Genomic DNA, 14,415 nt, shown 5'->3' on the forward strand with positions numbered 1-14,415 from the left:
ATTCAGTCCTTCCTTGCCGCGCTCGCGCCCGCTTGAGGAGGCCCGGCCGTCAAAAAGCACCGGGCGAATTCTCCGAGGGTTCAGCAATCACATCGGGCGCGGCAGCAAAATTTGAATGCGTCTTGTTCCGCCCGCCGGACCTTGCTGCAGGCCCTTCATCAGAGAGAACCAGGCACAAGCTCCGAAGCGGCGGTTGTTCGGGAGAGCACGGAGTCCAAGTGGATTGCGGGCTGCACCCGCGAGGTTCCGGAAAAGAATACCTTCCATGCAGGCCTCTGCCCTTGCGTGTAATCACCACCTAGAGTTGAATTACCTTCCGTGACGCGGGACTTCAATCACCAAAGCATGATCCTGCCTGCAGTTCCAAGCAACGCAGAGCATCGCGGTTCAAATTAGCTCATTTGCCGCCCGTGCTTCATTCAGCGGCGGCCCCCTGCCCTATTATTAGGACACTCGGACCACTCGCCGCTTGGCGGCCCCGCGCCGGCAGCGCAAGCCCATGGCGGCAGGGTCCCTGGCCCCGGCCGCCATGGGCACCGTGAACGGCAAATGAGGAAACACTGCTAATGCAAGGCTAGGCCCTTCTCCCGGCCACAAGGAACGAGGGAAACTATTCGCTGGAAATTTGCGCGGCGTCCCGCGATTTTGCGATCACACCGTCGTGCCGGATAGCGGCAATCGTCGTATCTGTTCTGCGGGTCAGTTCAACCCCGTCACCCGACACCATCGCCTCCGCAAACTTCGTTTTCTTCAGAACTGCGCCATCTGCCTCCAGGTAGGTCGTATCTCCGTCGGCTTCTCGGGAAACAGATCCATCCGCAAGGATGCGGATCCACGTCCCATTGACCTGAACGGACAGGCCGGTTTCCTCAACCACGATGCCTTCCCAACCCGCGCCGGGATCGCGGCGCAGCACGATGTTGTCCGGGCGAAGCTTGATCTGAACGTCTCTCGGATCTTTTGGGGTCCGCAGCTTTGAGGACCACAAAAGCTTCCTGCTCCTCCGGGTCTGAATGCAGGGTCGCGTTTGCATTCTTCGGCGGCCACACCTTCGCAGTATTGCGCTTCCGTCCGGATGGGTCGCGGTGAAACCCTATATAGAGCTGTGCCGCCCGCCAAACGCGGTGGATGTTCTTCTTCACAATAAGTTCCTGTCCCGATCTTATTTCACCCCCTGCCCCACCGGCGCAGAGCGGCCCGTACCTGGTTCATGTTCTTTGGCTGAAACCGCCGCAGCCTTCGGCTTTCCCTAGCAAGTGATCTTTCGTTTACCATTGCCCACTGCACGTCGGTGCACCGCTTGATTGCAAGCCACCAAACAAGCTCGCCCCTCTGATGTCACCCTTCACGAGTTCAGGCAATGGATGAAACCGGTGGCTGGCGCTGCATCGCTGAGATGGTCTCGGAATTCGCAAGCGGGTGCGAGTACCCTGGGTAGCGCACGCTTGCCTCGGTGCTTTCGCTGCTTGGCCCTTTGGGCATTCCTGAACTTTCCTGCCATTGATGCCCCAGAAGCGTGAGAGCTCATGGTGTTCTGTGCTAGATCAGGAAGCGGTGGCCGATGCCAAAGATGCCACCCTTCCTGAGAAGCGCCCAAGCCTCATTGATCCTGGCGTTTATTATAAACTTTCTGATAGTTCTCACCTCCTTCCCGGCGCGTGACAAACCAGCCGGATCGCGGCCCCGAAGGGCCGCGCCGGTGTCAATATTCGCTTGGCAAAAGCAGCGGCAGAACGCGGCGGGTGTTCTTGTGGTCCAGCGGGTCATCTGCCCCGTAACGGTAATCCGTATCATACAGGTCGAGTTTCCACCACACGACCTTGCCGCAGACCTGAACTGCACCCATGGAGTGATCTCCGTAGGGATCATTGTCCTCGGTGAAATTATCAAAAACAGCGGTTTCAAGAAGCGCGCGGGTGACAAACTCCGACCCCTCGGCGGAAACACCCCGGGTGGCCACAACACGGCCCTGATAAACCGGATGCCGCCAATAGGTGCCTGGGCCCGGAAAGCATCGTTTGCCTTGGCGGTTTCAGCCGCCTGCAGTTTCGGGTTAACTATGTTCCCCGCTGCGCAATGCGGGCAGTATTCCGCTGCACCTTGCTCCTGTTCAGCCTCTGCGCCGCAGGTATTGCATTGATATTGTGCCATTTCGGCCTCCTTTTGATGGGGCGTTGGGGTTTGGTGCCCTTCTTCCGCCAATGGGCGCGGCCTCTCTGCACTGCCAGCTGAAAGACCCGTGTCTTTCGGCTGGCAGAGCGGGGAGGGCGAAGCCCTGCCAGCGGACTGGGCAAGCGCCGCGCAATGCGCGGCGCTTGCCCCTTGACCGGCCTGGCCCAGGATGCGGGCGGACAAAGTTCAATGAAACATGCCGGGGCTGGGGTGAGCGGGCGCAGCCCGCCGATCCCCTGCCCTGTCGCCTGGACCACGCAATCCGCGCGCCCCGCGCGGATTTCTTCTATTTCAAAGTGCAGTCCGACGCCCAGACGAGGTGGTGGCCGTCAACCGCCCACCTTCGAAACATCTCGCACGCCCCGAATAGCTCGCCCCCAAGAAACTCTGTGCGCTGCCCGGCGAGTACCTCCACTATAAGGACTGCGTAGCCAAGCAGACCTTCGGGAACGGGAGGCCGTCGTGGTGAGGTTTTTCTCGAAGCCGGCCGCGCCGTGAGGACACTGGCGAACTTGGGCCAATTATTCCGCGATCAGTTTACGAACGACACTTACAGGCAAGAACATCCGCAACGGGTTCGAGGACAGCGACTGAAACCCATAGCTTTCATAAAGCGCCTTGCGCCGCGCAACCCGGTCAGGATTCCCGCAGTCAAGAACGTCAAGCATGACGATTGCCATACCGATAGCATCAGCTGCAGCGGCTATCCGGCGTAGCGCATCGACGAGCAGATCCCCCCCATAGCCCCCACCCCGGAAATTCTGATCACGGCCGATCATCGAGATATAGGCCGCCGGAATGTTGCCGTGTGCAGGCCGTGTACGGGCAAATTTCGAAGGTAGATCTCCGTAGTGCACTGCATGCGCATTGAGGGCGTAAAAGCCAATTACGCTGCCTTCACTCGTGGACATGACAAAAAGCCGGACATTGTCCGCCTTGGCGAGTTTGTTCGCAGTCTTCTGGAAGTAATTGTCAACTTGCTCCACGCCGCAAGAAAAGACCGTTCGATCGTGCTTGGAAGGATCGATCGGCTCGATGACGCTGCCAGCAGACTCTGTTGCAGCCATTATTTTGAGGTAACGGTTTGTCTGTGCCTGCGGAAAGCCGCAGCCAATGCTTCAGTGGGCGCTGCAGGCGCGTCCAGAGCCGTGAAAAATGCTTCATGATCGACCGGCTGCAACACAGTGCGCTCATGAGCCGAAATCGTTGCCAGGGCAGCCTGGTAAGCTGCATTCATCGTGAAGACAGAGTCGTCCACACCGGACAGGGCCGCAGCTTGCTGGATCGCGTTTTTAATACGCGGCTTGGTCCGGAAGTTCATCCGGGCTTCGTTGCGCTCATCTATGGCGCGGATGGTGTCGTGGAAACCAAGCATAGCCGCCTCCTACTACATGAACCCACATGTACGTCAGATTGACGTACATTTCAAGAGGCCACTTTTAAGACTTCAATTGAACTTCTCCCTGCGGCCGACCGTGTCGCAGGGAGAAGTTTACCGGCGTAGCTGGCCTGGCAGAAGGCCACCAGTTACGGCCAGAGATCACGCAGCGAGGCTCAGATCGGGCGCTAAAAGAACGTCATCGAACCTGACCTGCGCAGCTGCAAAATGGAGACCCAGACAACCGAAACCCGGACCGCTGTCAAAGCCCTCAACCGCATGACCCGCCTCGGTCGTGCGACCTATGAGCGTTTCGCATAATGAACCGGTGAAGGGACAAGTATGGCCAAAGCTCTATTCATGCAACACGGTTTGTCCCCGGCTGACGGCCGGTATGCAAATCTCTATGACAACATTTGGGCGCCGGCCGGAACCCCTGCCCCGGTCATCGCATCCGGCATCTTCGACTTTTAGGCGAAGCTTGGTGCCACACATAAATCGACCTGCAGCTCGATCTCTGATCATGCTCCAGTCTGGATGCGCAACGACACGGATGCAAAATTTACAATCCTGGACGCTGCAATCCCCGCTTCGCCTGGCTCGTCAGCGGCAGGCAGTTATCAGTTCAGCTCGGAGGCTGCCGGTCCTATTCGAGGAAACCGGAAATCGAAGATCTACCACCTCGATGGCTGTTCAGGATTTGGCGAATTTCTGCAAGGAACGTGGTCGTCTTCGAGTCAGACTGAGCGGCCGAGGCCCAAGGATACCGCAAGGCAAAGAACTGCGATCGGGTTCTTCGTAAACCGAGTGAAACATTACGGAGGATTTGACCACCGTCAAATGGCCAACGGCTCCGCAACAGCTTTCGTTGGGATTTCGGCAGCGCCATAGAGGGCAGGTCAAGAGTCCTGGATTCCGGAACGTCTTGAATCGCGTCGGCACATCGCCACAGCTCCTTCACCCCAGCGAGTTGGCCATGGCCAACTCCGTGCTCTTGTGGTCGGCCCTGCCCGCGGCACACGCCAGATCCGCGTTCTGCTGAGCCGGTGATGAATTCACCGAAACCAAGTACAACGAGAGCCTCTGTGCAAGTTGGCCATGGCCAACTTCTGATTTTAAGACCCCCGCTAGTGCGACTAATCTCAACCGAAATGACGATCGAATGACCGCTATCGGAGCCGGCAGGCCATTTCCAGGAGCAGCTCATATCTCTGCGTTTGGCTAAAACCCTGACAAACATTGCCCATGAGGTGGCCAACTTTTTAGTCAGCCCTTTCGGCGGCCTCAGGATCAATCCTTGTCATGAGCCATACGTCTTGAGCGAGTAGCTGAGCGTACCAGGCTGTCGATAAAGGGTAGCTCCGGGCAAGAGGTGGAAGCTGCCAGACTGATCGCTTGAAAAAGTGCTCGCATCTGCAAATGCTGCGCGGTCCAGCATAGTCAGCACGATGGCTTGCGGCTGATCGAATCCCGAACTGTGGGGTTATCACGTGCCTCGCTATGGCAAATCAAGCAAGCAACAAGATTATGGAGTTCCAGATATAGCCAGGCGATAACCTTTCATGACGGGATCGGCTGGTCGAGATCTATGGCTTCAAACGCATTTCAATGCAGCGAATTGCGCCGGGCGCGAAAGCTGCCTTTGGAAAGAGCTGAGCATAGCCAACACTACGATCCCGCGCGATGGTTGGCGCCGTTTGCAGAGTGCGGGAATGGCGTTTACGGCAGCGCACTAGGGCAGGGCGGCTATCTAAAAAGCCTTGACGGCGCAGGCATACCCTCATCGTGCAAAGCGTCATGCAGGCAGATGAGCAGAAGGCAGGCTTGCGAAGAGAACGTTGGCCGAGGCCAACACCCTTGCGCGCCTGTTCAGTCCCTTGCAGCGCCTGTTGGGGGATGGGGCGCCAAGCCTCATCAGGAAGGGATTAGGCCTCCAATAGCGCATTACAACGGTTTCCTAATGCTGCCGTACGCGACAGAGTGGTTATGACCTGCAAGGCTGATAAGGTATGCTTCCGGGCGTTCGATGTGCATCGCATTCTCAGCGATATAGTTCAGAGATCTCAAGAGCTCTCCGAGCCCGAGCCTTGCCTGGGTCTTCGCTAGGCATTCCCAGCCAATCCCAACATAGTTCGCCATCGTCTGCACGATGGTTTGCAGATCCTGATGGCTCTTGGGTGGCTTGGGGAAGAGCTCCGCGATTTCTCTGCATTCATTCCACAGTTCCAGAAGCGAAGCATCGCTTCTCTGCGAGACTTTAAATGTATCTGTTTTTTGTGACTCTACTTGGCGGACATTTTGACCGTTCCCGGCGGACTCTTTCGCGGTTTCCACATGCTTGCGGTCATGGGCTGTACGCGGTTCGTTGGCTTTGATTTCCCCAGTGCAAGGATGCTCGCTGGGGTTCAGGTTGTGGGAAACATCCTGAACTTCGGAGATTTCCTTGAGCCGGGTCAGCAGTGATTTGACTTCTCTCAGCTTCAAAGTTGACCGGCGAAGGATGGTTTTTGCTTGGGTCACATACTCCAGAATCTCATCGGTCAGTGTATGTGCAGCCTTCAGCAGATCGGCGCGCAGTGTCAGTGCCTGGGCGCGCAATCCGCGAATTTCTTCCTCTTCCAGCTCAATGTCGGCGGCCATCTGGATAATGTTGTCCGCGGCCAACAGGAGGGGGGTAAGATCCAGTCCGTAGGCCGCGCAGACTTTGCCGTTCGATTTGATAGGAAAACGCTTCCTGGTCGCGCTATCACGTCGACGCAGAAGGCCGAGTTTCACCAGCTTTGAAACATGTCGGCGCAAGACGCGCTCGCACATATTGTTTGCGCGGCCGCAAATGGTCTGGTTCGAAGCATAGATCACTAGAATGAAGCTTGGATCTACCGGCAGCTCCGCGCCCGTTTTGGTTTCCCGGCAGGGCAGAAAACTCAGCAAAGTATCAACAACAAGAACATCGCCTGTAGTGAGTCCGATTTTGCTGCGGCACTTGCGCAATGCGCGCATGAGATCTCTGCGCAGTACCGGCCGGAAGCCTGCGTGGTCAGTTTGGACACAGCTCAACTGTGCCCCGGCACTGCATGCCGCGGATGTGATGGTTTTCATGCCTTTTCAGACGGCAAAAAGGTACCGTTCACCGAAATCGGTGTTGCAGTGGTTCGGTTTTCGGGGTACCAAGTAAGTGTCTAAGTTACAGGGACCCTCTGTAAAGCCTCACCGCTTTCGGGGGGTTTCTTTTTGCTTAAGTGTCTGCCTCCTTTGTGTTTTTGCTTCTGCTGCTCAACTCACCATGGGGTTGGCCATGGGCAACTTAATGAAATCAATGACTTACAGGAATTGGCCAAGCGAAAGCCCTGGCCAATTCCCGATCACGAACCCTTCTTTGACCAGGTCTCGTATAGAGACGACAGGTTGCTTTTGACGAATTCAATGAATTCTTCCTCCTGCTTTCCGCCGACCTGGATTGTCAGTTTTCCCTTGCCTACCTGGTATTTCACCTGAGAGCCCGGGAGCTGCGTCGGAGCCGGGGCAGGGGGGCTTTCCGGCTTAGCGGCCCGTGTCGGCGTAGCGGCACGTCGTTCAATCTCCTGCAATGCTTCGATGAGCTTGTTTACCCTGGCTGGAGCCCCTTCGGCTTCATCCGGTATCAGCGCGATCATCTTATCCTCTGAAGGCGCGCACTCAAGCAGCGCCAAGCGCCGAAGTTCCATCCAGGGGCGCCTGCCGACATCATGAGCGGCACCAATGCGGTTAACTACACCTGCCGGGATGTCTCGCACGATCGACAACAGGCGGCTGAGCGTGCCCTTATCAACTGCGAGTGCTTCACAGATCTCAGTGCGTGAAAACTCTGCCTTTTCGAGCTCCGTTGCAAAGACCGCCTGTTCAATGAAGCTGCGCTCTAGGCGGGCTGAGTTTTCAAGTGCCTGCGAGACAAGGGCCTCACGCAGGTTCATCTCTTTGATTAGTGCGCGGACCCTAATTCCTAGCCTGCGGCATGCAGCAATGCGGCGTCGACCATAAACAACCTCATAGCGCGGTCCTTCGCCCCGGCGGAACCGGAGCATAACAGGAAGTTCCTGGCCGGAGTTGCGGATTGATTCAACAAGGGGGTCCAGTCCAACCGTAACGTCGAACCGGTCCGAAATATCGGAATCAGCAATGTCGGATACATCAACATCTTGGGCCGCCTGAGAAGCAACCTGCGTCAAGACATCAGACATGTTTAGCAACGATTTAGGCGCGCCCTCTTTCGATGGCGCGGCCGCAACTGAAGGAGCAGGGGCCTCCGACTTCTTTTCCGCCATTTTTTGGAGACTTTTAGCGAGCAGGTCACGCTTCATCGTCTACCTCCCGCCCCCAGGATGCCTGGATCTTGCGCTCGATATCGTCGGCAATGCCATTTATGGATTCGATGGCGCGATCGTATGTTTTCCTGTTTTTTGAGCCGCTTAGGTCGACCTCGAAGACGGTCTTCTGCCCAAGCCCGGCGTCGCTGACAGCAGAGGACTTAACAAAAGGCGTCGGGATCACGCTGTCCCCCAGGATCTCCCTGATCCATTCCGCGAGATCCTGCTGGGCGCTGATCGAGGTATCAAAGCGGGTCAGCAGATATGTGAAGTTGTCATAGGCGCCGATGCCGCCATTGGAATGGAGAACCTCAAGGACGCCAGATGCCATGTTCAGGAACTGGCTTGCGGACGCAAGGTCCACCCGTTCCGGGATGATGGTCATCAACAGGGAGGTCGACGCGCAGACCGCCGACATGGTTAGGTAGCCGAGCTGCGGCGGGCAGTCGATTATGACGATGTCATAGTCATCTTCCACCTGGCGCAGTGAATCACGAATCCGGTTGAAGAAAACCGGCTGCTCCCCGCGGCTGAGGGCGGTAGGGGTTTCAGTCTCGAACTCGGATAACATGATGCCGCCCGGGACTAGATCCAAGTTCGGGAAGTACGACTTCCTAAGAACTTCCGTGATCGGGACGCGGTTGGTTTCACCGTCATTATAGCGGATGGCATCATACAGAGTTCCGCCGTGGCGGAAGTCAATTTCGGGCTGGTATCCGAAGAAGGTTGTAAGAGACGCCTGCGGATCAGCATCGATAGCCAGAACCCTATAACCCCTCAACGCAAGTCGCTGTGACAAGTGAACAGAGGTGGTGGTCTTGGAACTGCCGCCCTTAAAGTTGACGGTAGACCAGATCTGGAGCTTATCGCCTTCACGGCGGCCTGGCAGGAACTGGAGAGGATCCTTGGCGTTCTGCGCCAGAATTTTACGGATCTCCAGGATGTCCTCGGCCGTATAAGAGCGTTTGTTACCTGGGCCTTGTTCGACCTCGGGAATTTTCCTGTCGAAATGCGACTTGCGTAGGTATCCATCGCTCACGCGAAGGAGCTGAGCAACTTCTGATGAAGTGAATGTCCTGAGCTGCTTCTGTTCCTTCGGTGCGAGGAACAGTTTCGACATTGCGTCGAGCGCTTCCGAGAGCCTATCGGCGTCGGTACGAAGCTTGCTGTGCAATACTGCGTCCATATTTACTGCCCGTTCTATGGTCTTTCTGACTTCCGTTACTCGCCGTTGCGATCAAAACGAACGGTGTAGAAACGGAAGCTGAGACCTTTCTGACGTTATCTCGTTACAAGCTATGCAGGGGCAGGGGAACAAACTCAAGGAAAAACAGCAGGTTTAGGTTGTGCTTTTTGCTCCACAGATGGACCCGTTATTGAAGGTGAACCGTTAAAGGGTTTGGGGTGCATTACTGTAAGTAACTGAAAAGCAACATCAATAACTATCCTCATCGTTCCTGTGGATAGTTTCCCCCTGACGCATAAACACATTGAAACTCCAAAACACATCCAAGCCGGTGCTGTAACGCAGGCGCACATGGGTACATGGCAGCCGAGCGACAAAGGAGATGGCTTTGTGCTGCAGTCTTGATTCTGGAAGGGTACGGGAATCAGTTACAGAAACGCTCTGCCGCGTTTCCCGTTCATGATTTTGCTATGCAAAACCGCAAGAAGCAGTGCCGCGCGTCGCTTGCCGCATGGTCAGTTGTGCGCTGCGGTGAGGTTTGTAATTCGAAAACGACCTAGCTTAACAGGCCCTGGGTCTTGGCCCGGTCCAGCAGCATTTTTACCGACGAGCCGGACCATTTCGACCGGCCACGCGGGGTGCGCTCATGCATGGCTTCCAGCCGGTCAGCGATCTGAGCGAGCGTCATGTCCGGGGAGGCGCCCGCGATGCCGGCTATAATCGCCAGAAGCCGGTCATCCGTATCCTTGCGCGGGGCGCGCTCGAGCACCGCAGACTCCATCAAACCCTCCCGCACATAACGCCTGACAGCGCGCTTCAGCCGCTCGATCGACCATTTCCGGGCATCGGCTGGCAGCTTTGCGTTGATGATGCGTGTCACGTCTTCCCAAGGCATATTGGGCCGCAGCCTGCGAACCTCGGGAATCCATTGGCTGGCGCTGCGCTCCAGCTTGCTGAAATGCGCCTGGTCGCGGGCGTCCCGGACCTTGCGGATGGCTTCCGGATCCTGGGACCGCAAGCCGGGGTTGCCGCCAATGCGCCCCTCGGACCGCGCCGAGCGCAATCCGTACAGGGTCCGCTCCCGGATAAGGGCCCGCTCAAGCTCAGCGGCCGCACCAAGCACCTGCAGGGTGAACTTCCCCTGCGGGCTGGAGGTGTCGACCGGGTCGCGGAGCGATTTGAAATGCGCCCCCTTAGCCTCAAGGCCCTCGATCACCTCAAGCAGATGGGAGAGGGATCGCGCCAGGCGGTCGAGCCTAACAACAACCAGCGTTTCGCCCGCTTTCAAGCTGTCGCACAGATGGCCAGGGCAGGGCGGTCGCGGCTACCGCCGGAGCCATGCTCCTCATGGACTTCGATGCAACCGGCCGCGCGCAGCTCCTGCACCTGGGCGGCATTGGACTGCTCATCCGTCGAGACCCTTGCGTAGCCGATCAGGGGCATAGCAGCTCCGCATCGCTCAGATCCGGCGACAGGGCGGGGAACAACCGGGCGGCGACCTGGCGCAGGAGCAGCACGGCCACCCTGAGGGAAACGGCGTCTTGCCACATTCTCACGGTCTCATCCCAGGCAACCCGGATCGCATCCAGGCTGGGAGAGGGCTTCCTTGAAAGACGTGAAGATGCTGGCCACCTCACGGGCGCTAAGCCGGACGGCTCCGTCCGGCAGCTCCCGGTCGGCCCAGCCCGCCACGAGATTAGGGATAATGGTCTCAGGATCGATGTGGGCCTGATCCTCAAGCCAAAGCCGATCGAAAAGAGACCGGCCTTTCGGGGGCAGGTACCAGCTGTCCTCCTGCAGCTTGCGCCTTCCGCCTTGGTTGGGCTTGGCGAGGCCGCGGGCTTTGATCAGGTTCGGCGCGGAAGGGGCCATCCCCTCATTTTCGCCGACCCACATCAGCGTGGCAGTTTCTTTTGGCCCCATGTCACGCCGCCTCCATTTCGTTTTCCGTGGTGATCAGCGCATCATAGACGGCCAGTTTTGCCTTCGCATCCTGAATGTCCTCAAGGATAAGGCGCTCTAGCAGGCGGCTGAATTAGTCAGGTCAGCGGGACGTTGTTCTCTCTGAGGGGGGCTGCCTTGTCTCCCTTCCGGATCGGGCGGCTGAAAGCAGGCTTGTGGCCACCTCATACAGCCTCATGCCGCCAGCAACCGGGGCAGCCGGGCGAGATTTCCAGCAGCGAGCGTCAGGATGAAGCGCGACCGCACCCGTTCGACGCCGCGATAGACGGTCTGGGACATGCCGCCAACGGTCTTAGCCCAACCAAACGCCTCCTCGATCCGTTTGCGGTGCTTCTGGGACAGGGCATAGCCTTTGTGCGTGGTTGTGCGCCCGTCGATTGCTGAATGCCGGGCCTTCCTGGCGACGTGCGGGGTGACGCAGGCCTGGCGGAGATCCGCGACGAATTCGGCCGCATCGTATCCCTTGTCGGCACCCAAGGTCAGCTGCCGGGTCGATCCGGGGGAGTGGCGGTGCAGCATGTCCAGCGCGGCCTTGCGCTCAGCGCGGCCGTCAGCCTGGGTCAGGTCGCCTTGTACAACCAGTCCGTGCCGGTTCTCCATCAACGCGTGCCCCATAAAGCAAAGCGCCGCACCCGTGCCGGGGGATTTCTTATAGAGCCGTGCGTCCGGGTCGGTGACCGAAGCATGGGTCGCATTCGAACGCTTCTCGCCCTTGAAGTTGACCTCGGGATTTCGGCTGCGGCGGTTGAAGCGGGGCATTTGATCGGTCTCGGTTTCGGGTCGGATGGGCTGTGCGGCAGGGGCAATCGATGTCGCGGGCGGGTCATCCAGCCCATCATCGCCGGGCGGCGTGCCCGCCGCCTTCGACTGGAAACTCTTCATCGACGCCCAGGCCTTGATGAGCGTGCCATCGACCGAGAAGTGGTCGTCCGACAGGAGCGGCGCGACCTCCCGGTGGGCCAGGATCGCCGCCATCACCTTGCGCGACATATCGGCTGTCAGCAGCCGGTCGCGGTTCTTGGTGAACACCGTGGGAACCCAAACAGGGTCATCGATCCCGAGGCCGACAAACCAGCGGAACAGCAGGTTATACTGCATCTGTTCTATCAGTTGCCGCTCGGAGCGGATCGAGAACAGGATTTGAACCAGGGTCGCCCTGATCAGCCGCTCCGGCGGGATCGAGGGGCGGCCGAAACCAGTGTAAAGCGCCTCGAAATCGGCATCCAGGCTGGCCAGCGCGTCGTTGACTACCTGCCTGATCTTGCGGAGAGGGTGCCGCGCGGGGATGCGTTCTTCCAGATCGACATAGCTGAAAAGCGATCCGCTCGCTTCATCCGCCCCGCGCATCATCACCCCCCCCGCCGAAGTTGTGCTGAGGGTGAATCACGTTCCTCAGACCGCGTCGAAAGCCGACTTCTTCAGCAGCCTGTTAGTTCCTGCTCAGAATAGCTGATGGCGCCTTCTTCGGAACCCTGCCCGGATTTGGTGCACTCATTGACCACCGCGAACCACTCCCCGTCCAGCACCGAACGGAAGTTCCGCGCTTCATCCCCGCCCGGGAGCCGCACGCGGCGGCTGGTCGGAATGGGGTCGTCGATCTTCGACCAGGAGAAGGTCAGCTTCAGTTTGACCGGAGTCATCTTGCGTCCTTCAGTGGAGCGGCGGGCCTAAGCCCATTCGCGGGATAGTGTTCTGTGCTCCACCAGCGCCGGCCGAGCTGGCGGTTGTTTGTCGGGTTGCTCTTGAGCAGGCCCGCGCGCTCCGCCTTGCGAAGCGCCTCCAATTTGTTGGCTCCGGTGAGGCGCGTCACATCAGCTGATGTCATACCCCGGCTCTTCTCGGCGGCGATCATCTGGGCGAGGTCTTCAGGGCTTGAAATCATCGCTTGCGTCCTCCTGGGCTGGCTGCGCCATTCCATTTTTCGCAGATCGCCAGAGGTGCGCGACAAATTCAATTTCATAAGTCATCTTCAATCGGAGGTTTGAAAATAATTGTGAAAGGCGGCTACCAGGCCCGGTGGCCCGCAAGTCTCTTTAATTGGGTCGTTGAAGAGCGGCCGGCATGATCCCGATCAATCCGCCTCCCCTCCCGGCGTGTCACACTGGTGCGGCAATTGTTCAGGGAAAGCTGCGGTATGAAGTACAGGGACTATTACAAGATCCTCGGTATCGCCCCAACGGCGGAGGCGGACGAAATCAAGCGGGCCTACCGCAAGCTTGCCCGGAAGTATCATCCGGATATCAATGCCACATCAGAGGCCGAAGCGAAGTTCAAGGATGTGAACGAAGCTTATGAGGTGCTGAAAGATCCGGAACGCAGGGCTGCCTATGACCAGCTGGGCAAACCGGAAGCCGGGGCGCAAGGCGGCTTCCGGCCGCCGCCGGGATGGGAGGGCGGTTTTGAGTTCTCCAGCAGCAGCCCGGCGGATGCGGAGTCTTTCAGCGACTTCTTTGAAACCCTGTTCCGGCGCCAGGGGCAGCCCTTTGGCAGGGCGGAAAGCGGGCAGGGCAGAGACCAGCATGCCCGCTTGCAGCTGGACATCGAGGATGCCTACCGCGGCGACGCCAGCGTCCTCACTCTCAGAATACCGCAAGTTGCGGCGGATGGCACGGTGCAGTTGCAGGAGCGCAGCATAGCGGTCCAGGTGCCCAAGGGGATCACTGAAGGGCAACACATCCGGCTGCCGGGGCAGGCAATGCCGCCGTTGGGCGGAGGCACGCCGGGCGATCTGTTCCTGGAGGTGAGCTTTGCCCCGCATCCGGTCTACCGGGCTGTTGGCCGGGATCTGCATCTAGAACTGCCGGTGGCCCCTTGGGAGGCGGCACTGGGCGGCAAGGTGATGATGCCGACGCCGGATGGCAAGGTGGCGCTAACTATCCCCGCTAATGCCCGCAGCGGCCAGAAGCTGCGCCTCAAGGGCAAGGGGCTGCCGGGAACCCCAGCCGGGGACATCTTTGCAACGCTCAGGATCGTGAACCCAAAGGTGACAACGGAGGAGGCGCGCCGGGTCTTTGAGCAGATGGCCCGGGAGGTGCCGTTCAACCCGCGCGCCGGTATCGGAGGATAGACGCATGAAACCTGCAAAGGCCAAGAGCACCGTCATCGTCAGCCTGACCCTGGAGGAGCTGTGCCGGTTTTGCCACGCTGACAGAAGCTGGGTCATCGAGCTGGTCGACCACGGGGTTCTGGAGCCCGAAGGGGCCTCAATCCAGAACTGGCGGTTCCACAGCGTCAGCATTGCCCGCGCCAAGAAGGCACGGCGCCTGAACCGGGATCTGGGAGTCAATGCCGCCGGGATTGCACTGGTGCTGGACCTGCTGGCGGAACGGGACGAGATGCTGAGGCGGCTGGCGTCGTTCGAAGAAGTCTAGCGG

13 protein-coding genes and 1 pseudogene are annotated in these 14,415 nt (G+C 58.7%); 2 read left to right on the top strand and 12 right to left on the bottom strand.

The features are described 5' to 3' along the window. Window positions 1–610 precede the first annotated feature (610 nt). The 12 genes and pseudogenes from AQUI_RS0102205 to AQUI_RS0102275 form a co-directional block, all read right to left on the bottom strand. Window positions 611–916, bottom strand: coding sequence for a hypothetical protein (locus tag AQUI_RS0102205; RefSeq protein WP_156916746.1), 306 nt, complete (start codon window positions 914–916; stop codon window positions 611–613). 786 nt (window positions 917–1,702) lie between these two features. Next, entirely contained in the window at window positions 1,703–1,960 is a 258-nt protein-coding gene (locus tag AQUI_RS26920; RefSeq protein WP_051371760.1) for a DUF3768 domain-containing protein, read from the bottom strand. A gap of 733 nt (window positions 1,961–2,693) precedes the next feature. Beyond that, a complete protein-coding gene (locus AQUI_RS0102215; RefSeq protein ID WP_027256058.1) occupies window positions 2,694–3,239 on the bottom strand; it encodes a hypothetical protein in 546 nt (181 codons plus the stop codon). Next, a complete protein-coding gene (locus tag AQUI_RS0102220) occupies window positions 3,239–3,547 on the bottom strand; it encodes a type II toxin-antitoxin system TacA family antitoxin (RefSeq protein ID WP_027256059.1) in 309 nt (102 codons plus the stop codon). Before AQUI_RS0102220 ends, AQUI_RS0102215 begins: the two co-directional genes overlap by 1 nt. Before the next feature lie 1,947 nt (window positions 3,548–5,494). Next, the gene (repC, locus tag AQUI_RS0102235; RefSeq protein ID WP_084294224.1) at window positions 5,495–6,649 is read right to left on the bottom strand and encodes a plasmid replication protein RepC; all 1,155 of its coding nucleotides are present in this window, start codon (window positions 6,647–6,649) and stop codon (window positions 5,495–5,497) included. A 263-nt stretch (window positions 6,650–6,912) separates the two neighbouring features. Next, entirely contained in the window at window positions 6,913–7,887 is a 975-nt protein-coding gene (gene repB / locus AQUI_RS0102240) for a plasmid partitioning protein RepB (RefSeq protein ID WP_027256061.1), read from the bottom strand. Then, window positions 7,877–9,079: a plasmid partitioning protein RepA gene (gene repA / locus AQUI_RS0102245; protein ID WP_027256062.1), complete on the bottom strand. Its 1,203-nt coding sequence runs from the start codon at window positions 9,077–9,079 to the stop codon at window positions 7,877–7,879. Before repA ends, repB begins: the two co-directional genes overlap by 11 nt. A 556-nt stretch (window positions 9,080–9,635) precedes the next feature. Beyond that, a pseudogene (locus AQUI_RS26925) lies at window positions 9,636–10,522 on the bottom strand (recombinase family protein). Window positions 10,523–10,639: 117 nt separating this feature from the next. Next, window positions 10,640–11,002 carry a hypothetical protein gene (locus AQUI_RS0102260; protein WP_027256063.1) on the bottom strand — a complete coding sequence of 121 codons (363 nt, stop codon included), beginning with the start codon at window positions 11,000–11,002 and terminating at the stop codon, window positions 10,640–10,642. A 213-nt stretch (window positions 11,003–11,215) separates the two neighbouring features. Continuing rightward, a complete protein-coding gene (locus AQUI_RS0102265) occupies window positions 11,216–12,388 on the bottom strand; it encodes an IS5 family transposase (RefSeq protein ID WP_027256064.1) in 1,173 nt (390 codons plus the stop codon). 71 nt (window positions 12,389–12,459) lie between these two features. Then, on the bottom strand, window positions 12,460–12,681 hold the full coding sequence (locus tag AQUI_RS0102270; RefSeq protein ID WP_027256065.1) for a hypothetical protein: 222 nt from the start codon (window positions 12,679–12,681) through the stop codon (window positions 12,460–12,462). Next, window positions 12,678–13,001, bottom strand: coding sequence for a hypothetical protein (locus AQUI_RS0102275; protein ID WP_027256066.1), 324 nt, complete (start codon window positions 12,999–13,001; stop codon window positions 12,678–12,680). Before AQUI_RS0102275 ends, AQUI_RS0102270 begins: the two co-directional genes overlap by 4 nt. Window positions 13,002–13,175: 174 nt before the next feature. Between AQUI_RS0102275 and AQUI_RS0102280 the strand changes: the two genes are divergently transcribed. Both AQUI_RS0102280 and AQUI_RS0102285 read left to right on the top strand, forming a co-directional pair. Then, window positions 13,176–14,108 (top strand): DnaJ C-terminal domain-containing protein, encoded by a 933-nt coding sequence (locus AQUI_RS0102280; RefSeq protein ID WP_027256067.1) that lies wholly within the window; start codon window positions 13,176–13,178, stop codon window positions 14,106–14,108. A gap of 4 nt (window positions 14,109–14,112) precedes the next feature. After that, window positions 14,113–14,412 carry a chaperone modulator CbpM gene (locus AQUI_RS0102285; protein ID WP_027256068.1) on the top strand — a complete coding sequence of 100 codons (300 nt, stop codon included), beginning with the start codon at window positions 14,113–14,115 and terminating at the stop codon, window positions 14,410–14,412. Window positions 14,413–14,415: the final 3 nt, after the last annotated feature.

Source organism: Leisingera aquimarina DSM 24565 (assembly GCF_000473165.1).
Taxonomy (GTDB): Bacteria; Pseudomonadota; Alphaproteobacteria; order Rhodobacterales; family Rhodobacteraceae; genus Leisingera; species Leisingera aquimarina.